The organism is Ramlibacter humi, assembly GCF_004681975.1.
Lineage (GTDB): Bacteria > Pseudomonadota > Gammaproteobacteria > Burkholderiales > Burkholderiaceae_C > Ramlibacter > Ramlibacter humi.
On the sequence record NZ_SMLK01000002.1, the window covers coordinates 438648 to 456165 of the forward strand.

Here is a 17518-nt window from a genome sequence, read left to right on the forward strand (position 1 = left end):
CGATGAGTGAGAAGGTTGCGCTCGTCATCGGCGCCGGCGACGCCACCGGCGGCGCCATCGCACGCCGCTTCGCGCGCGAAGGCTTCACCGCCTGCGTGGTGCGCCGCAGCGCCGACAAGCTGCAGCCGCTGGTGGATGCCATCACCGCCGCGGGCGGCAAGGCGCGCGGCTTCGGCGTCGACGCGCGCAAGGAAGAGGAAGTCGTTGCGCTGGTCGAGCAGGTGGAAGCCGAGGTGGGACCCATCGACGTGCTGGTGTTCAACATCGGCGCCAACGTGCCCAGCTCCATCCTGGACGAGTCCGCGCGCAGGTACTTCAAGGTCTGGGAGATGGCCTGCTTCAGCGGCTTCCTGTGCGGCCGTGAGGTCGCGAAGCGCATGGTGCAGCGCGGCCGCGGCACGGTCATCTTCACCGGCGCGACGGCCTCGATGCGCGGCGGCGCGAACTTCGCCGCCTTCGCCGGCGCCAAGCATGCGCTGCGCGCGCTGGCGCAAAGCATGGCCCGCGAACTGGGGCCGCGCGGCATTCACGTTGCTCATGTCGTGATCGACGGCGCCATCGATACTGCGTTCATTCGCGACAACTTTCCCGAGCGCCATGCGCTGAAAGACCAGGACGGCATCCTGAACCCAGACCACATCGCCGACCAGTACTGGATGCTGCACACGCAGCCGCGCGACGCCTGGACCCACGAGCTCGACCTGCGCCCCTGGATGGAGAAATTCTGATGGCGAACAAGGAAGTCGATTTCTATTTCGACGTCGGCAGCCCGGCCGCGTACCTGGCGTGGACGCAGGTGCCGCAACTGGCCCGCGACACCGGCGCCAAGGTGAACTACAAGCCCATGCTGCTGGGCGGCGTGTTCCAGGCCACGGGCAACCGCTCGCCGATGGAAGTGCCGGCCAAGAGCGCGTGGATGAACGAAGACCTGTCGCGGTTCGCGCGCCGCTACGGCGTGGCGTACCGCCACAACCCGCACTTCCCGATCAACACGTTGATGCTGATGCGCGGCGCTCTCGGCCTGCACATGCGCCAGCCGGACAAGCTGGTGCCGTACGCCGATGCCATGTTCCGCGCCATCTGGGTGGAAGGCCGCAACATGAATGACCCGGCCGAAGTGGGCAAGGCGCTGCACGAAGCGGGGTTCGACCCGCAGGCGCTGCTGGCGCTGGCGCAGGACCCCGAGGTCAAGGACAACCTGAAGGCCGTCACCCAGGCGGCCGTGGCGCGCGGCGTGTTCGGCGCGCCCACCTTCTTCGTCGGGCAACAGATGTTCTGGGGCCAGGACCGCCTCGATTTCGTCAAGGAAGCACTGCAATGAGCGACATCCTCACCCACACCGAAGGCGGTGTGACCACCATCACCCTCAACCGCGTGGCGCGCAAGAACTCCATCACGTCCGCCATGTACGGCGCGATGGCCGACGCCCTGGCGTCGGCGAAAGACGATGCCGCCGTACGCGTCGTGGTGCTGCAGGGCGACGACGCCATCTTCTCGGCTGGCAACGACATCGACGAGTTCCTCAACGCGCCGCCCGCGGGCGCCGATTCGCCGGTGTTCCGCTTCCTGCGCGGCATCGCGGAATTCCCCAAGCCGCTGATCGCGGCCGTGTGCGGCCCGGCCGTCGGCGTGGGCACCACGCTGCTCTTCCACTGCGACCTGGTGTTCGCCGGCGACAACGCGGCGTTCTCCATGCCTTTCGTCAACCTGGGCCTGTGCCCGGAAGCGGCGTCCAGCCTGCTGGTGCCGCAGATGTTCGGCTACCACCGCGCGGCCGAAGCCCTGCTGCTGGGCGAGCCCTTCATGGCCGAGGCGGCGCTGGAAGCCGGCCTGGTCAACCGCGTGCTGCCGCCCACCGAGACGCGCGGCTACGCGCAGGCGCAGGCGAAGAAGCTGGCGTCCAAGCCGCTGTCCAGCCTGATCGAGACCAAGCGCCTGATGAAGAAGGGCATCACCGGCGCGGTGATGCAGCAGATGCAGGAAGAGGGTGCGAGCTTCGGCCGCATGCTGCGCGAGCCGGCCGCGCGCGAGGCGTTCACCGCCTTCCTGGAAAAGCGCAAACCCGATTTCAGCAAGGTCTGATCGCGCGGGGGACGGCGCCTCGCGGGCGCTCAGAGCACCGTCCGCCGGTGCGCACCCCTGCGCGGGATGCCACGGATCGCCGCGCCGATGTGGCGACCGTCGATGATGCGGAACGCGTCGCCGGTCTCCCACGCCAGGCGCGCAGCCACCTCCTCTTCCCAGTCGCGGTCGTGGTTCCACGCGCGGTCGTGCGCGCAGGTATAGAGCACGACGAAGCGCTGCAGCGGCTCGTCATCGCGCAGATTCCGGACGTCGGCGAAATCCGCGACGTGGCGCAGCATTCCGTTGCGGTGGTGGCGGATGTTGCAGCCCTCGATCTCGAACGCGGCCGCGAGCTTCCAGTAGTCGGGATTCGACGCGTCCTGCACCGGCCCGCGGCGGCGCGGGGTGGCCCACACCAAGTCGATCTTCTTCAGCCGGCCGTCCGGAAGACGGACGTGGAACTCCGGGATGGTGCAGTACCCCCGGCGGACGCCCTCGCAGGTGAGATAGGCGTAAAGGTCGTTCTTCGTCACCATGAAACTCCTCCTGCGCGATTGTCTTCGTGCCCAGCCGGAAATCGGGCGATTCGATTCTTGAGGCCATCATGGCGACTTCCCGGCACCGCCCGGTCGTCGGTCATACTCCGCGCATGCGCAAGGTGGAGCTCTCGTATTCATTCGGCGCCGCGGTGTCGGAGGTGCCGCGCATCCGCAATCCGCTGATGGACCTGCTGGAAGCCGTGCGCTCGGCCGGTTCCATCACCGGCGCCGCCGAGGCGCTGGGCATGTCCTACCGCCACGTCTGGGGCGAGCTCAAGCGCTGGGAAGCCGAGCTGGGCCGCGACCTCATCGTCTGGTGCAAGGGGCAGCGCGCGCAGCTCACGCCTTTCGCCGACCGCCTGCTGTGGGCCGAGCGGCTGGCGCAGGCCCGATTGGCGCCGCAGCTCGAATCGATGCATGCCGAGCTGGAACGTGCGCTGGCCATCGCTTTCGACGATCACGCCCAAGTGCAGACGCTGTTCGCCAGTCATGACGACGCGCTGTCGCTGCTGCGCGGCCACGCGGCCGCCACATCGCGGCTGCACCTGGACATCCAGTTCTGCGGCAGCGTGGACGCCATCTCCGCGCTGAACGAAGGCCGCTGCACGGTCGCCGGTTTCCACGCGCGCGGCCGCGCACCGGCGGGTTCGCCCACGCAGAAGGCTTACCAGCCGCTGCTGACGCCCGGCGAGCACAAGCTCATCGGGTTCGCCGAGCGCACGCAAGGATTGATGGTGCGCGCGGGCAATCCGCTGCGACTGGATTCGCTGGGCGCGCTGGTCGCGCGCGAGGCCCGCTTCGTCAATCGTCCGCTGGGTGCAGGCACGCGCTTGCTGCTGGACGACCTGCTGCTGGAATCCGGCATTCCCGCGGCGGCGATCACCGGCTACCGCAACGAGCAGCCCTCGCACTCGGCGGTGGCCCAGGCCATCGCCTCGGGCGAAGCGGATGCGGGCATGGGCATCGAAGCCGCCGCGCGCCGCCATGGACTGGATTTCGTCCCGCTGGCCAGCGAGCACTACTACCTGGTGTGCCTGCGTTCCGCGCTGGACGAGCGGCCTACGCAGCTGCTGCGCCAGGTGCTGCAGGACGAGAGCTGGCGCGCCATGCTTTCGGCCATCCCGGGCTACAAGCCCTGGCGCAGCGGCGAGGTGCTCAGCCTCAAGCAGTGCCTGCCCTGGTGGAACCTGCCGCCCAAGCGCGCCACGCGCGCCGCCTGAGCGAGCCGTTCAACCGACCATCACGCCCCAGGTGCCTCGCCGACGCTGACGTCGCGCAGTTTCGACATGGCCTTCGTAGTCGATCACCGATACCGAGTTGGAGCGGCCGTTCGTCACGTATGGCTTCGCGCCGTCGAACTGCTGCGGCAACGGACTCTCGAGGAGCATGAAGCGTCGTGCGGCGCGCCAGGCGGTGCCCGGCCTGGGCTCATTCTCCGGCGATGCTTGAGCGCTGACGCGCTCAAGCACTTCGCGTTGGCTGCGGCGGCCCGGGCTCTCGCGGCCGAACTCACAGAGAGACCGCCTGCGGCGCTCTCTCTGTTCAGACAATCGGACCGCGAGTCAGTGGTTCACAACGGACTACGCGGCTCAGCTTGCGCGTAGCCGCTCGCGTCGCCCGGGCCGCCTCGCCCCCGCCGCCTCCGGAAATCGCCCAGGCCGGGCACCGCCTGGCGCGCGGAACCAATGTGCGGGTCCGAAGAGAACACCAACGCCCCCTCCGGCGTCATTCCCGCGGAGGCGCACTGCTGTCCGGGATCGCTGTCATAGCAAGGAGCCCTGAACGCAGGCGATGTGCTCGCGCAGGAGCTGCCGTCGTCGCCAGTAGGAGTTGTCGGTTTGGGGTCGCTGGAACAGCCCGCTCCTGAGCTGGGCCAGCAGCATCCACAGCGTGCCGGTGAAGCCGCTTCGCACCTTGAGCAGCAGCACCAGCATGTAGGCGATCAGGGCCGTGAGCACCTGGATGCGGGCGGCGTTGTCGCCGCGGCCGAGGAAGCGGCGGATCTGCAGGTGCTGCTTGATCCACTTGAACAGCAATTCGATCTGCCAGCGCTGCTTGTACAGCTCGGCGATCTGCTGGGCCGGGCTGCTCAGGTCATTGGTGATCAGTACCAGCTCGGCCGCATCGGGGCGACTGACCCGGATGCGCCGCAGCGGCGTACTGTATGAGTTGCAGTGCCCGCCGCGCGGCTTTCGTAGCGCGAACGCCACGATGCTGTCGCCCACGATGGCGGGCCCGGTGGGCACCAGCTCCTGCAGGGTGGTGACCGCCGCATTGCGGCGCAGCCGCGTGACGAAGCGGGCCTGCCGATCGTGCAGGCTCGCCCACCAGTTGTAATCGCAGTAGCCACGGTCAAACACGTACGTCGCCCCGGCTTGCACAGGCAGCTTGCGCGCCTCGGTCTTGTCATCCACGCGCGAGCCCGTCAGGCGCGCGTGCGCCAAGCCAGCGCTGGCCGCATCCAGCACCACATGCAGTTTCAGCCCCGGCTGGATTCGCGCGTTCACGCGCTCACCCCGGTAGGCCAGCGGCACATTGGTGGCGTCCAGCAGGTAGCGCAGCTCCTCGCGCTGGCTGCGCACGCTGCGCCCGGCCTGGGCCATCAGCAGCTCCAGCAGCTGGGCGAACACCTGCGGCTCGCGCCGCGCGTTCGCATCGGCCAGCGTGGAGCGGCGAACTGCCTTGGCGTGCAGGTGGTAGTGCTGGCCGGGCAACGCGTTGAAGCTCGCCTCCAGCTGGCGCAGGCTGCTGGCACCGCTCACCTGCGCGTACACCATCGCCACCAGGTGCTGCCAGCTGCCGAAGCCTTTGCCATAGCGGTCGGCGCCATGCTGCTGGACGATTCGATCGAACGCCCCGCGCGGGATCGCTTGGAGCACCTGGTGAATCCGGCTTATGCTGAACATGTTGCGGCGATGGTTGTTGAAAGAGTTGGCGCTCGGGGTTTAACCCCCCTCAACCATCTCCGCAACACCTTTTCGCCCCCGCGGCCCCATACACACTGTATGAACCGGCCGAATTCAAGTCTCCCAGCGCCTTCCCCCCATCTCCTCCCAGCGCCAGCCTTCAAACCCGCTTCCCGATTCCGGACAGCAGTGCGCGGAGGCGGGAATCCGTGGTTCCCGTATTTCCTCTCCGAACCCGCACACGCGTGCCAGCGCGGTGGGTGGCGCCTGGCGCGGCCGATTCGGCGGGAAGCCTGTGCGAGCCGAAGGCGAAGCACGGCCGCTGGAGCATGAGGCCGCGCCAGGCGCCACCCGCCGCGCCCGCACTGACTCCAGCACCTGCGACGACGGCGCGTCCACGGATCAACTCCGAAAAAACAAAGAATACGAACTTCCCACCGACATCGCGCTACCATCCGCCGCCATGGCCTACCTGCTGCTGATCATGGAAGAGCCCGGCCAGCGGGCGACGCGCTCCGGTGCCGAAGGGCGCGAGGTGTTCGACCGCATGGCGAAGTGGGGCACGGACCTCAAGCGCCAGGGCAAGCTCAAGGCGATGGAGTCGCTGGCTTCCCCGAACCAGGACTCGGTCCGCGTGCAAGTGCGCGCCGGCAAGCCCAGCCTCGTGGATGGCCCGTTCGCCGAAGCCAAGGAAATGGTCGGCGGCTTCTTCCTGCTCGACGGCGTCACCCGCGAAGAAGCGGTCGCGCTCGCCAAGGAATGCCCGGCTGCTCAGTGGGCCACGGTCGAGGTCCGCCAGCTCGGCCCCTGTTACACGTAGCGCGGGTTCTTCCGGGGGCTGGCGTTGTCGATTCCGGCCCGGCCCGTTCGTCGTGGGAGGACAGGCGCGAAAACGCGCGCATGAAGAAAGGACCCACGACATGCCCAAGACCAGCACCTGCCTCTGGTTCGACCGCGACCCGCTGGAAGCCGCCGAGCTCTACGTCTCCGTCTTCCCCAACTCGCGCATCACGGCCGTCACGCATTACGAGAAGAACTCGCCGATGCCCGAAGGCGCCGTGCTCACGGTCACCTTCGAGATCGACGGCCGCAGCTACACGCTGCTGCACGGCGGGCCGGTCTTCAAGCTGAGCCCCGCGGCTTCCATCGTCGTGCACTGCAAAGACCAGGCCGAGGTCGACCGCTACTGGCAGGCGCTGTCGGCCGTGCCGCAGGCCGAGCAGTGCGGCTGGTTGCAGGACCGCTTCGGCGTGTCGTGGCAGATCGTCCCCGAGCGCCTGTTCGAGATGCTGCTCGACCCCGATGCCGGCAAGCGCCGGCGCACCACCGACGCCTTCATGAAGATGAAGAAGTTCGACCTCGCCGCGCTGGAACGCGCCTACGCGGGCTGAGCCCGCATCATTCCCTTTCGCCCAAGGAGAACGCCATGGATCCTGTCGTCCACTTCGAACTGCCCTGCAAGGACCGCGAGCGCCTCGCCCGCTTCTTCGAGACCGTCTTCGGCTGGAAATGCCAGATGCTCGGCCCCGAGATGGGCGAGTACACCGTCGTCACCACCGCCGAACAGGACGTCAACCCCAAAGGCCTGCGCGGCGCCATCGGGGGCGGCTTCTTCCTGCAGCGCCCCGACATGCCGGCGCAGTTTCCCGGCATCGTGATCTCCGTGGAGAACCTTTCGGCATCGATGGAGAAAGTGACCGACGCCGGCGGCCAGGTGCTGGGCACTGAGCCCTGGGACATCCCCGGCGTGGGGCTGTACATCGCTTTCCTCGACACCGAAGGCAACCGCTCCAGCATGCTGCAGCCCCACCCGGCGATGGCCTGAGGCGGCGGCGATGCGCTACATGATCATGGTCCGCGCCAACGCGGACACCGAAGCCGGGCGCTTCCCGCCCGACGCGGACAGGCTGATGGCCGACATGGCCGCCTACCACGAGGAACTGGCGCGGGCCGGCGTGCTGCTGGACGGCAGCGGCCTCAAGCCTTCCAGCACGGGCTTTCGCGTGCGCTGGGAAGGCGGCAGGCAGCATGTCGTCGACGGCCCCTACGCCGAAAGCAAGGAGCTGGTGGCGGGCTACACGCTGATCCAGGTGCGCAGCCACGAAGAGGCACTGCAATGGGCGCGCCGCTACCCCAACCCGATGGGCGGGGGCCGCGACGCCGAGATCGAAGTGCGGCCGCTGTACGAACTGGAAGACTTCGAGCAGCGCGGCATGAGCGGCACCGCGCGTTTCCGTGAGCTGGGGATGGGCTGATGAACGACGAAGCCGACCGCACGCTGGCCACGGGCCGCCGCATCGATGCGCCGCGTGAACGCATCTGGGAAGCCTTCCGCGACGGCGCCAGCCTGGCGAGATGGTGGGGGCCGGCGGGCTTCACCAGCACCTTCGACGTGTTCGAGTTCCGCCCCGGCGGCCGCTGGCTGTTCACGCTGCACGGACCCGACGGAACGGACTACCCGAACACGTCCGCGTTCACCGAGCTGGCGGAACCTTCGCGCGTGGTGATCGAAGCCATGCACTTCAGGCTGGTGGTGAACCTGCGCGAAGCCGGCGGCGCGACGGACCTGGAGTGGCGCCAGACCTTCCCGACGGTGGAACACCGCCGGCAGGTGGAATCGGTCTGCATCCCTTCCAACGAACAGAATCTCGACCGCCTCGAGGCCGAGCTCGCAAGACATCCCTGAAAGCAAAAGGACAACGCCATGGCCCGCAAGATCTTCGTCAACCTGCCGATCGAGAACATGGCGCAATCGCGCAAGTTCTTCGAATCGCTGGGCTTCGGCTTCAACCCCGCGTTCACCAACGAGCAGGGCGCCTGCATGGTGATCAGCGAGGACATCTACGCGATGCTGCTGGTCAAGCCGTTCTTCCAGACCTTCACGTCCAAGCGCATCGCCGACGCGAAGGAATCGGCCGAGGTGCTGGTCTGCCTGTCGTGCGACAGCCGCGCGGAGGTGGACGACCTGGTGGGCAAGGCTCTGCAGGCGGGCGGCCGCGAGCCGCGCGCGCCGCAGGACCACGGCTTCATGTACGGCCGGTCCTTCGAAGACCTGGACGGGCACGTGTGGGAGCTGATGTGGATGGACCCCGCCGCGGTGCCGCCGCAGGCTTGAACCTCCGCCCTCGACGCCGGGTGCCGGTTGCAGGCACACTGCGGCCCGCATGCACTCGCCCGTCCACGAAACGCTCGCCACCGTGTGGCGCATGGAATCGGCCAAGGTCGTCGCGACCGTGGCGAGGATGGTGCGGGACGTGCCCATCGCCGAGGAACTGGCGCAGGAGGTGCTGGTCACCGCGCTGGAACGCTGGCCGGCCGATGGCCTGCCGGACAAGCCCGCGGCCTGGCTCATGGCCGCGGCGAAGAACCGCGCGCTGGACCACCTGCGCCACCTGCAGATGCAGGCGCGCAAGCACGAGGAGCTGGGCCGCGACCTGGAGGCGCAGGAGGCGCTGATCGTGCCGGACTTCACCGACGCCCTGGACGAAGCCCGGCAGGACGAGATCGGCGACGACCTGCTGCGCCTGGTCTTCACTTCGTGCCACCCGGTGCTGCCCACCGATTCGCGCGTGGCGCTGACGCTGAAGCTGCTGGGCGGCCTGACCACGCACGAGATCGCGCGCGCCTTCCTCGTGCCCGAGCCCACCATCGCGCAGCGCATCGTGCGTGCCAAGCAGAAGTTGCGCGACGCCAAGGTGCCGTTCGAGTCGCCGCGCGGCGAAGACCTGCAGCAGCGCGTGGCTTCGGTGCTGGAAGTGGTGTACCTGGTGTTCAACGAGGGCTACACGGCCACCGCGGGCGACGATTGGATGCGCCCCGCGCTGACGGACGAAGCGCTGCGGCTGGGCCGCATGCTGGCCGGCATCGCGCCGGGCGAGCCCGAGGTGCATGGCCTGGGCGCGCTGATGGAGCTGCAGGCTTCGCGCACCAAGGCGCGTACCGACGCCGAAGGCAAGCCCATCCTGCTGGCCGACCAGGACCGTTCGCGCTGGGACCCGCTGCTGATCCGCCGCGGGCTGGCGGCGCTGGAACGCGCGGAGACTCTGTCGACGCAACGCGGGCCCTATACGCTGCAGGCGGCCATCGCCGCTTGTCACGCACGCGCCAAGCGCGCCGATGCCACCGACTGGAAGCGCATCGCGGCGCTGTACGGCGAACTCGCGCGCGTGGCGCCGTCGCCGGTGGTCGAGCTCAATCGCGCCGTCGCGGTCGGTATGGCCGAAGGTCCGGCCGCCGGGCTGGCGCTGGTCGAGAAGCTGCTGGAAGACAAGGCTTTGCGCCAGTACCACTGGCTGCCCAGCGTGCAGGGCGATCTGCTGGAGAAGCTGGGCCGGCGCGAAGAAGCGCGTGCGGCGTTCGAGCGTGCCGCCGGGCTGGCGGGCAATGCGCGCGAGAAGACGTTCCTGCTCGAGCGCGCGAAGAAGCTGAGCGTTTAGCCCTTCGGCCCGGCCAGCGGGCGCTCGGTGTAGCGCGACTTGCGCTTCTTCTTGGCCGGCGCGGGCGCCGGAACCGCCGCCGGCGTGGCGGACTTCTCGGGACGCCTGCGGAACCCCAGGTCTTCCTCGGTGATGCCCCAGAACTGCATCGCCTCGCGGATGCGGGCGATGACGATCTCCACGTCCTTGCGGCGCTGTGCTTCGGCCTGCTTCTGCAGCAGCTGGATGTCTTCCAGCATCTGGGGATAGCTCTTGCGGGTGGCCATGGAGGCTGTCCTTTCGCTCGGCGGTGTGCGGGCCGAAGTATGGCGCCGCGGCCCGGCCGCGGGCGTCGGACGGGTTCGACGCCCGCGCTGGGCGGGTGCGGGACAATGGCGGCCATGACACGCCAACCCCTGTCGGGCGCGCCGGTGGAATTCGAGCCCGAGTTCGTCGCCGCGCTCAAGGCCATCTTCGAGGACCGCATCACGTTCAACCGGATGCTGGGGCTGAAGGTCACCAGCCTTCGCCCGGACCGCGTGACCGGCCGCATCGAGATGAAGCCCGACTTGGTGGGCCACTATGTGCACAACCGCATGCACGGCGGGGCGGTGGCTTCGGTGCTGGACGCGCTGGGCGGCCTGGCCTGCCTGGCGGCCGTCGGCGCGCGCCACCTGGACGAGCCGCCGGCCGAGCGGCTGCACCGCTTCGGCAAGCTGGGCACCATCGACCTGCGCATCGACTACCTGCGTCCGGCGGTGGGCGACTGGTTCGAGGCGCGCGCGGAAGTGCTGCGGCTGGGCTCGCGTGTCGCCTCCACCCGAATGGAATTCCTCGACCCGCAAGGCAAGCTGCTGTGCACCGGCGCGGCGGCGTACATCGTCTCGTGAGCATGAAGCCGATCGCCTTGCACGGAAAAGCGTTGCCGATGCCGGCGGTGTGCGTCCCGTTTGTGGGCCGCACGGCCGGGGCGCTGCGTGCGGAGGCGGCGCGCGCGGCGCGGCTCAAGCCGGACCTCGTCGAATGGCGGGTCGACTTCTTCGAAGGCATCGCCCGCACGGCGGACGTGGTGGCGCTGGCGCAGGAACTGCGCAACGCCGCCGGCGTGCCGCTGCTGTTCACGCGCCGCTCTTCGCGCGAGGGCGGTCAACCGATCGCTCTCGGCGAACCCGAGGTTGTCGCGCTGTACGAAGCCGTGTGCGCCGCGCGTGCCGCGGACATCGTGGATGCTGAAATGGCGGGCGATCGCGCGCACGTGCAGGCGGTGCGCGAAGCTGCGCGTGCGGCCGGCATCGCGCTGCTGCTGTCGTTCCATGACTTCGCGGGCACCCCGCCCGCCGGCGAACTGCTGGCGCGGTTCCGCCAGGCACAGGACCTGGGCGCGGACATCGGCAAGCTGGCCGTCATGCCGCAATCGAAAGCCGACGTGCTGGCGCTGCTGCAAGCCACGCTGCAGGCCAGCGAGACGCTGGACATCCCGGTGGCCGGCATGGCGATGGGCGCGCTGGGCGCCGCCAGCCGGTTGTGCGGCGGCGAATTCGGCTCCGCGCTGACTTTCGGGATGGGCGAAGCGGCTTCGGCGCCGGGCCAGATGCCGGTGGACGCGCTGCGCGCGGGGCTGGCGGTGCTGCGCGAAGCTTCAGCGCGGCGCTGAGCCGTCCGATTGCCGCCGCACCTCGGTCAGCAGGTTCCAGCTGACCAGGAACATCGCGGCGATTACCGGCCCGATGACGAAGCCGTTCAGCCCGAACAGGCTGATGCCGCCGACCGTGGCCACCAGCACCAGGTAGTCGGGCATGCGCGTGTCGCGGCCCACCAGCACCGGACGCAACACGTTGTCCACCACGCCGATCACGACCGTGCCCCAGACGATCAGGCCGACGCCTTCCCACAGCTGGCCGGCGAACATCATCCACAGCGCGACCGGTCCCCAGACCAGGGCGGCGCCCACCGCGGGCAGCAGCGACAGCAGCGCCATCAGCGCGCCCCACAGCACGGGGCCCGGCACGTCCAGGTACCAGAAGGCGAGCCCGCCCAGCAGGCCCTGCACGAGGGCGATGACCACGTTGCCCTTGACCGTGGCGCGCACCACGGCGACGAACTGCGCCAGCAGCTTGCGCGTCTGGTGCGGCTGCAGCGGCACGGCCTGCTCGATGCGCGCGGCCAGCGCCGCGCCGTCGCGCAGCAGGAAGAACAGCACGTACAGCATCACGAAGAACGAGACCACGAAGTCCAGCGTGACCTTGCCGGCGCCGACCAGGCTGGACGTGATGGCCTGGCTGCTCCTGGACACCATCTCGCCGGCCCGCTGCAGGACGGCCGGCAGGTCCCACAGGTCCAGGCGGTGCAGGATGGATTGCGCCCAGGCCGGCAGCGTGTCCATCGCGTGCTGCAGCGACAGGGCGGGCTGGAACTCGCCGGTCTTGACCTTCTGGTAGAGCACCGAAGCCTGCTGCGCCACCGAGGCGCTCACGAGCGCCAGCGGCACGATGACGATGAGCACGATGGTCAGCAGCGTGAGGAAGGCGGCCAGCGAAGGACGCTTCTTCACCAGCCGCCGCACGCGCAGGTGCATGGGCCAGAACACGAGCGCGAGGAACAGCGCCCACAGCACCGCGCCCGCCAGCGGAGCCAGCACGCCCAGGAAGGCGGCGGTGAAGCCCACCACCAGCCACAGCAGCGTCTTGTGCTCCAGGGCCGGAGAGCGTAGCGGGTCGTTGGGCCGGCGGTCGGTCATGCGGTTGAGGTTAACACCCGATGTGCCGCCGGCTTGTCGGTCAATCGCGCTTCTCGATCGGCCGTGGACGGCCCTGGTCGTCGATCGCCACGTAGGTCAGCGAGGCTTCCGTCACCTTCACGAACCGCCCCTGCGCACGGAAGCGCTCGGCGAACACCTCCACCTGCACGGTGATGGACGTGCGCCCGATGCGCGTGACGCTGCCGTAGAACGACAGGATGTCACCCACCCGCACCGGCTGCTTGAAGATGAACTCGTTGACCGCCACCGTCGCCATGCGGCCGTTGACGTAGCGGGCCGGGATCACCGAGCCGGCCAGGTCCACCTGCGCCATGACCCAGCCGCCGAAGATGTCGCCGTTGCCGTTGGTGTCCGCCGGCATCGGGATGACCTTGAGCACCAGCTCCTTGTCGCTGGGCGGCGTGGCCGGCGCCAGCTGCTGGACGCTTGAATTCGCGGACGTGGGCACAATCTCTCTCCTCGCAGGTACCTTCCGATTGTCCCCGATGCGCCGCCACGGCGAAGCCGCCGCCCCCCTTCCTTCCGCCCCCTCCAGCCCCGCCGCGCAGCCCCGCGACTGGGCCACGCTGCGCCGCCTGCTGCCTTACCTGCTGCAGTACAAGTGGCGTGCCGCCGCCGCGCTGGCGTTCATGATCGGCGCCAAGCTGGCCAACGTGGGCGTGCCCGTGCTGCTCAAGCGGCTGGTCGACACCATGAGCCTGAAGCCCGGCGACGCCGCGGCGGTGCTGGTGGTGCCCATCGGGCTGCTGCTGGCCTACGGGTTGCTGCGGCTGTCGACCTCGCTCTTCACCGAGCTGCGCGAACTGGTGTTCTCCAAGGCCACGCAGGGCGCCACCCGCGCCATCGCGCTGCAGACTTTCGAGCACCTGCATTCGCTGTCGCTGCGCTTCCACCTGGAACGCCAGACCGGCGGCATGACGCGCGACATCGAGCGCGGCGTGCGCGGCATCGAGTCGCTGATCTCGTATTCCCTCTACAGCATCGTGCCCACGCTGGTGGAACTGGTGCTGGTGCTGGGCATCCTGGCGGTCAAGTTCGACGTCTGGTTCGCCTGGATCACCATCGCGGCGCTGGCGGTCTACATCGTCTTCACGGTCACCGTCACCGAGTGGCGCACCAAGTTCCGCAAGGAAGCCAACGAGTTCGATTCCGCGGCCCACACCCGCGCGGTGGATTCGCTGCTGAACTACGAGACCGTCAAGTACTTCAACAACGAGCGGTTCGAGGCGAACCGCTACGACGAGAGCCTGGACCGCTACCGGCGCTCGCGCATCAAGGCGCAGACCACGCTGTCGATGCTGAACACGGGCCAGCAGCTGATCATCGCCGCCAGCCTGGTGGCCATGCTGTGGCGCGCCACCCAGGGCGTGGTGGCCGGGCACATGACGCTGGGCGACCTGGTGATGATCAACGCCTTCATGATCCAGCTGTACATCCCGCTCAACTTCCTGGGCGTGCTGTACCGCGAGATCAAGCAGAGCCTCACCGACCTGGAGAAGATGTTCGTGCTGATGGACCGCGAGCGCGAAGTGGCCGACGCGCCCGGCGCCACCTCGCTGTTGCCGCTGCCCGGCGGCGACGCCACGGTGCGGTTCGAGCACGTCACCTTCGCCTACGAACCGGCGCGCGTGATCCTGCACGACGTCAGCTTCGAGATCCCTTCGGGCAAGACGGTGGCGGTGGTCGGGCCTTCGGGCTCGGGCAAGTCCACGCTGGCGCGGCTGCTGTACCGCTTCTACGACGTGCAGCAAGGGCACATCACCATCGGCGGGCGCGACGTGCGCCAGGTGCAGCAGGCCAGCGTGCGGCGCGCCATCGGCATCGTGCCGCAGGACACGGTGCTGTTCAACGACACGGTGGAATACAACATCGCCTACGGCCGGCCGGGCACCACGCGGGCCGAGGTGGAAGAGGCGGCACGCGCGGCGCGCATCCACGACTTCATCCAGGGCACGCCCAAGGGCTACCAGACCATGGTGGGCGAGCGCGGTCTGAAGCTGTCGGGCGGCGAGAAGCAGCGCGTGGCCATCGCGCGCACGCTGCTGAAGGACCCGCCCATCCTGATCTTCGACGAAGCCACCTCGGCGCTGGACTCGGCCAACGAGCGCGCCATCCAGGCTGAACTGCGCAGCGCGGCGCAGGGCAAGACGACCTTGGTGATCGCGCACCGGCTGTCGACGGTGATCGACGCGCACGAGATCCTGGTGATGGACGCGGGCCGCGTCATCGAGCGCGGCACGCACGCGCAGCTGCTGGCGCGCGGCGGCCGCTATGCGCAGATGTGGCGTCTGCAGCAGGAAAGCGGCGAGGGTGCCGTGGAGGCGCCCTCGGGTGAACTCGCGATGACGAAATGACTTCGCCGCTTCGCAGCGTCAATGGCGAATGACTTGAGCCGCCGCGCCGCCGTCGTCATTCGTCATCGATGCCGAAGGCGAGGTCACGCGAGCGCGGCAAACGGTCATCGCGCCTTCGACAGCTCCTGCACCATCCGCGTCGCCAAATACAGCCGCGGCTGGATGGAATCCACCAGCACGTACTCGGCGTTGTTCGAGTGCGCACCGAAGCCCTGCAGGCCGAAGCGTTCCACCACCGGCGACTTGGTCTCCAGCGCGGCGAAAGCGGCATCGGTGCCGCCGCCTTCCGGCTCCGGGTCGACCATCAGGTCCTTGCCGATCTCCTTGTAGATCTTCTGCCCCAGGGCGCCCATGGCGCGCGAGGCGTCGGTGGCTTCCAGCGGCGGGCGGCGGTTCTCGAACTTCACCTCCACCACCGACTCGGGCAGCAGCTTCTTCTTGATGCGTTCCTGCACCTTGGCTTCGACCGAAGCGAGGTCGCTCACCTTGATCAGGCGGATGTCGGCCCAGGCCTGCGCGCCGGGCGGGATCATGTTGCGCACCACGCCGGCCTTGGCCACGGTCCAGTTCACCTTCAGGCCGCGCTCGGGCACCGACAGGTCGCGCAGTTGCAGCAGCTGGTGCGACAGCTCGTACAGCGCGTTGACGCCGCGCTCGGGCGCGCTGCCCGCGTGCGAGGCGCGGCCGCGCACCGTCATCGCGGCCAGCGCGATGCCGCTGGTGGCCAGCGCCAGCTTGTCCTGGTCGACGCGCGAGCCTTCGAACGACATCACGGCGTCGTGCTCGGCGCCCATCTTCGCGAACAGCTTGCGCGAAGCGGGCGAGCTGATCTCCTCGTCGCCGTTGATGAACACGGTGAGCGTGCCGTAGTCCTTGATGTTCAGCTGCTGCAGCAGGGCCACCGCGTGCAGGATGACGGCCACGCCCTGCTTGTCGTCGGCGATGCCCAGGCCGTAGGCCTTGTTGCCGTCGACGCGGAAAGGCTGGTCCTTGGCCATGCCTTCCGGGTACACCGTGTCCATGTGCGCCATCAGCATGATCTTCTTCGTGCCCGTTCCCTTGAACGTGGCACGCACCATGCGGCCGATGCCCGAAGCTTTCTCCGGCGTGTCTTCCATGCGGTAGACGTCGGCGTCGTTCGGCTCGATGTACTCCACCTGGCCGCCCATGGCCTTCAGGCGGTCGTGGATCAGGGTGGACAGCTTGTCCAGCCCGGCGCGGTTGGTACTGCCGGTCTCGATCTCCACCAGCGACTTCAGCGTGGCCAGCAGCTTGGGCTGCTCGCTGGCGGCCGCCTGCCAGACGTTCTGCACGGGCTGCTGCGCGTAGGCCGAGGCGGCCAGGGCCAGCGAGGAAAGGGTGATCGCAAGTTTTTTCATCTTGGTCTTGTCGTCGTCGTGTTGTCTCAGTCCACCTTGGCGCCGGAGGCCTTGACCACCTTTTCGTATTTGGCGAGTTCGGCGTGCATGAACTTGTCGAACTCTTCCGGCGTGGTGGGCACGGGTTCTGCCATCAGGTTGGCGAAGCGCGCCTTGGTGTCGGGCAGGTTCAGCGCCGCGACGAAGGCGTGGTTCAGGCGGTTGATCGTGTCGCGCGGCGTGCCGGCCGGCGCGACCAGGCCCCACCACGTGTCGATGGCGAAGCCCTTGAGCGTGTCGGCCACGGGCGGCACGTCCGGCAGGCTGGGCGAGCGGTTCAGGGTGGTGACGGCCAGTGGCTTGAGCTTGCCGGCCTTGATGTTGGGCGCGGCGGTGGCCAGGTTGTCGAAGTTGAAGTCGACCTGTCCCGACAGCAGCGCCAGCTGCGCGGGGTTGCCGCCGTTGTAGGGGATGTGCACGGCGTAGATGCCGGCGTCGCGCTTGAACATCTCGCCGGCCAGGTGGCCCGCGCTGCCGTTGCCGCCACTGCCGTAGTTCAGCTTGCCCGGGTTGGCCTTGCCGTAGGCGATGAGGTCGCGCAGCGTGTTGATCTTCAGGCGCGATGCGGTTTCCGCGTTCATCACCAGCACGTTGGGCACGCGCACCATCTGCGTGATGCCGGCGAAGTCCTTGGCCGCGTCGTACGGCATCTTCGCGAACAGCCACGGGTTGATGGCGTGCGTGGCCGTGGCCGAGATGCCGATGGTGTAGCCGTCGGGGGCGGCCTTGGCGACGAGGTCCGCGCCGATGTTGCCGCCGCCGCCCGGCTTGTTGTCGATGATGACCGTGCCGAGGCTGTCCTTCACGCGCTCGGCCAGCAGGCGCGCGGTGGCGTCGATGGGGCCGCCGGCCGCGTAGGGCACCACCAGGCGGATGACGCGCTGCTGCTGCGCGAAGGAAGGGAGCGCCGCGAAGGCGGCGGCGCCGGAGAGGAGGAGGGCTCTGCGTTTCATGGGCGCTATTTTGCAGCGCCCATGGCGGGCCGCCTCGCTGCTTACCCGGACGCGATGAAGAAGCGGACTCCCTTGCGCAGAGTGCGCAGAGGTTTCGCCGAGGACGCAGAG

The 17518-nt window shown here is 68.7% G+C and carries 22 protein-coding genes; 14 read left to right on the forward strand and 8 right to left on the reverse strand.

Going from position 1 to position 17518, the window contains the following annotated elements; genetic code table 11:
* The first annotated feature begins 2 nt into the window (after positions 1 to 2).
* From EZ216_RS09505 to EZ216_RS09515, 3 genes are read left to right on the forward strand one after another with little or no spacing between them, the layout of a single operon-like run.
* Positions 3 to 728, forward strand: coding sequence for an SDR family oxidoreductase (locus EZ216_RS09505; RefSeq protein ID WP_135249498.1), 726 nt, complete (start codon positions 3 to 5; stop codon positions 726 to 728).
* Positions 728 to 1321 (forward strand): 2-hydroxychromene-2-carboxylate isomerase, encoded by a 594-nt coding sequence (locus tag EZ216_RS09510; RefSeq protein WP_135249499.1) that lies wholly within the window; start codon positions 728 to 730, stop codon positions 1319 to 1321. Before EZ216_RS09505 ends, EZ216_RS09510 begins: the two co-directional genes overlap by 1 nt.
* Positions 1318 to 2082: an enoyl-CoA hydratase gene (locus EZ216_RS09515; protein ID WP_135249500.1), complete on the forward strand. Its 765-nt coding sequence runs from the start codon at positions 1318 to 1320 to the stop codon at positions 2080 to 2082. Before EZ216_RS09510 ends, EZ216_RS09515 begins: the two co-directional genes overlap by 4 nt.
* Positions 2083 to 2111: 29 nt before the next feature.
* Here the strand turns inward: EZ216_RS09515 and EZ216_RS09520 are convergent, their stop codons facing one another.
* Entirely contained in the window at positions 2112 to 2600 is a 489-nt protein-coding gene (locus tag EZ216_RS09520) for a hypothetical protein (RefSeq protein ID WP_135249501.1), read from the reverse strand.
* Positions 2601 to 2713: 113 nt separating this feature from the next.
* Here EZ216_RS09520 and EZ216_RS09525 point away from each other — a divergent pair, with 113 nt between their 5' ends.
* On the forward strand, positions 2714 to 3823 hold the full coding sequence (locus EZ216_RS09525) for a substrate-binding domain-containing protein (protein WP_135249502.1): 1110 nt from the start codon (positions 2714 to 2716) through the stop codon (positions 3821 to 3823).
* A 9-nt stretch (positions 3824 to 3832) separates the two neighbouring features.
* On the opposite strand, the gene EZ216_RS09530 is transcribed toward EZ216_RS09525, so the two are convergent.
* Both EZ216_RS09530 and EZ216_RS09535 read right to left on the reverse strand, forming a co-directional pair.
* On the reverse strand, positions 3833 to 4072 hold the full coding sequence (locus EZ216_RS09530; RefSeq protein ID WP_135249503.1) for a hypothetical protein: 240 nt from the start codon (positions 4070 to 4072) through the stop codon (positions 3833 to 3835).
* Between the two features lie 294 nt (positions 4073 to 4366).
* Positions 4367 to 5509, reverse strand: a complete 1143-nt coding sequence (locus EZ216_RS09535) for an IS4 family transposase (RefSeq protein WP_135249504.1) — start codon at positions 5507 to 5509, stop codon at positions 4367 to 4369.
* A gap of 463 nt (positions 5510 to 5972) precedes the next feature.
* Here EZ216_RS09535 and EZ216_RS09540 point away from each other — a divergent pair, with 463 nt between their 5' ends.
* The 7 genes from EZ216_RS09540 to EZ216_RS09570 all read left to right on the forward strand — a co-directional run bounded on the left by EZ216_RS09540 (position 5973) and on the right by EZ216_RS09570 (position 9945).
* A complete protein-coding gene (locus tag EZ216_RS09540) occupies positions 5973 to 6329 on the forward strand; it encodes a YciI family protein (RefSeq protein WP_135249505.1) in 357 nt (118 codons plus the stop codon).
* A gap of 100 nt (positions 6330 to 6429) precedes the next feature.
* Entirely contained in the window at positions 6430 to 6900 is a 471-nt protein-coding gene (locus EZ216_RS09545) for a VOC family protein (RefSeq protein ID WP_135249506.1), read from the forward strand.
* Positions 6901 to 6935: 35 nt separating this feature from the next.
* Entirely contained in the window at positions 6936 to 7334 is a 399-nt protein-coding gene (locus EZ216_RS09550) for a VOC family protein (protein WP_135249507.1), read from the forward strand.
* A 10-nt stretch (positions 7335 to 7344) separates the two neighbouring features.
* Positions 7345 to 7764, forward strand: coding sequence for a YciI family protein (locus tag EZ216_RS09555; RefSeq protein ID WP_135249508.1), 420 nt, complete (start codon positions 7345 to 7347; stop codon positions 7762 to 7764).
* Positions 7764 to 8195 carry an SRPBCC domain-containing protein gene (locus tag EZ216_RS09560; protein WP_135249509.1) on the forward strand — a complete coding sequence of 144 codons (432 nt, stop codon included), beginning with the start codon at positions 7764 to 7766 and terminating at the stop codon, positions 8193 to 8195. The genes EZ216_RS09555 and EZ216_RS09560 overlap by 1 nt, the downstream gene beginning before the upstream one ends.
* 18 nt (positions 8196 to 8213) lie before the next feature.
* Positions 8214 to 8624: a VOC family protein gene (locus EZ216_RS09565; protein WP_135249510.1), complete on the forward strand. Its 411-nt coding sequence runs from the start codon at positions 8214 to 8216 to the stop codon at positions 8622 to 8624.
* Positions 8625 to 8673: 49 nt separating this feature from the next.
* Positions 8674 to 9945 (forward strand): RNA polymerase sigma factor, encoded by a 1272-nt coding sequence (locus EZ216_RS09570; protein WP_135249511.1) that lies wholly within the window; start codon positions 8674 to 8676, stop codon positions 9943 to 9945.
* On the opposite strand, the gene EZ216_RS09575 is transcribed toward EZ216_RS09570, so the two are convergent.
* Positions 9942 to 10211, reverse strand: coding sequence for an H-NS family nucleoid-associated regulatory protein (locus tag EZ216_RS09575; protein ID WP_135249512.1), 270 nt, complete (start codon positions 10209 to 10211; stop codon positions 9942 to 9944). The genes EZ216_RS09570 and EZ216_RS09575 overlap by 4 nt on opposite strands.
* Before the next feature lie 114 nt (positions 10212 to 10325).
* On the opposite strand from EZ216_RS09575, the gene EZ216_RS09580 reads away from it, so the two are divergent.
* Both EZ216_RS09580 and aroD read left to right on the forward strand, forming a co-directional pair.
* Positions 10326 to 10814 (forward strand): thioesterase family protein, encoded by a 489-nt coding sequence (locus EZ216_RS09580; protein WP_135249513.1) that lies wholly within the window; start codon positions 10326 to 10328, stop codon positions 10812 to 10814.
* Positions 10815 to 10816: 2 nt separating this feature from the next.
* On the forward strand, positions 10817 to 11578 hold the full coding sequence (gene aroD, locus EZ216_RS09585) for a type I 3-dehydroquinate dehydratase (RefSeq protein WP_239024325.1): 762 nt from the start codon (positions 10817 to 10819) through the stop codon (positions 11576 to 11578).
* On the opposite strand, the gene EZ216_RS09590 is transcribed toward aroD, so the two are convergent.
* Both EZ216_RS09590 and EZ216_RS09595 read right to left on the reverse strand, forming a co-directional pair.
* Positions 11564 to 12661 (reverse strand): AI-2E family transporter, encoded by a 1098-nt coding sequence (locus EZ216_RS09590; protein ID WP_135249514.1) that lies wholly within the window; start codon positions 12659 to 12661, stop codon positions 11564 to 11566. The two genes, aroD and EZ216_RS09590, sit on opposite strands and share 15 nt — an antisense overlap.
* A 40-nt stretch (positions 12662 to 12701) precedes the next feature.
* Entirely contained in the window at positions 12702 to 13130 is a 429-nt protein-coding gene (locus EZ216_RS09595) for an acyl-CoA thioesterase (RefSeq protein WP_239024326.1), read from the reverse strand.
* 37 nt (positions 13131 to 13167) lie between these two features.
* Here EZ216_RS09595 and EZ216_RS09600 point away from each other — a divergent pair, with 37 nt between their 5' ends.
* Positions 13168 to 15036: an ABCB family ABC transporter ATP-binding protein/permease gene (locus EZ216_RS09600; RefSeq protein WP_135249796.1), complete on the forward strand. Its 1869-nt coding sequence runs from the start codon at positions 13168 to 13170 to the stop codon at positions 15034 to 15036.
* 104 nt (positions 15037 to 15140) lie between these two features.
* On the opposite strand, the gene EZ216_RS09605 is transcribed toward EZ216_RS09600, so the two are convergent.
* The gene (locus EZ216_RS09605; protein WP_135249515.1) at positions 15141 to 16415 is read right to left on the reverse strand and encodes a M20/M25/M40 family metallo-hydrolase; all 1275 of its coding nucleotides are present in this window, start codon (positions 16413 to 16415) and stop codon (positions 15141 to 15143) included.
* 26 nt (positions 16416 to 16441) lie between these two features.
* The gene (locus tag EZ216_RS09610) at positions 16442 to 17407 is read right to left on the reverse strand and encodes a Bug family tripartite tricarboxylate transporter substrate binding protein (protein ID WP_135249516.1); all 966 of its coding nucleotides are present in this window, start codon (positions 17405 to 17407) and stop codon (positions 16442 to 16444) included.
* Between the last annotated feature and the right edge of the window lie 111 nt (positions 17408 to 17518).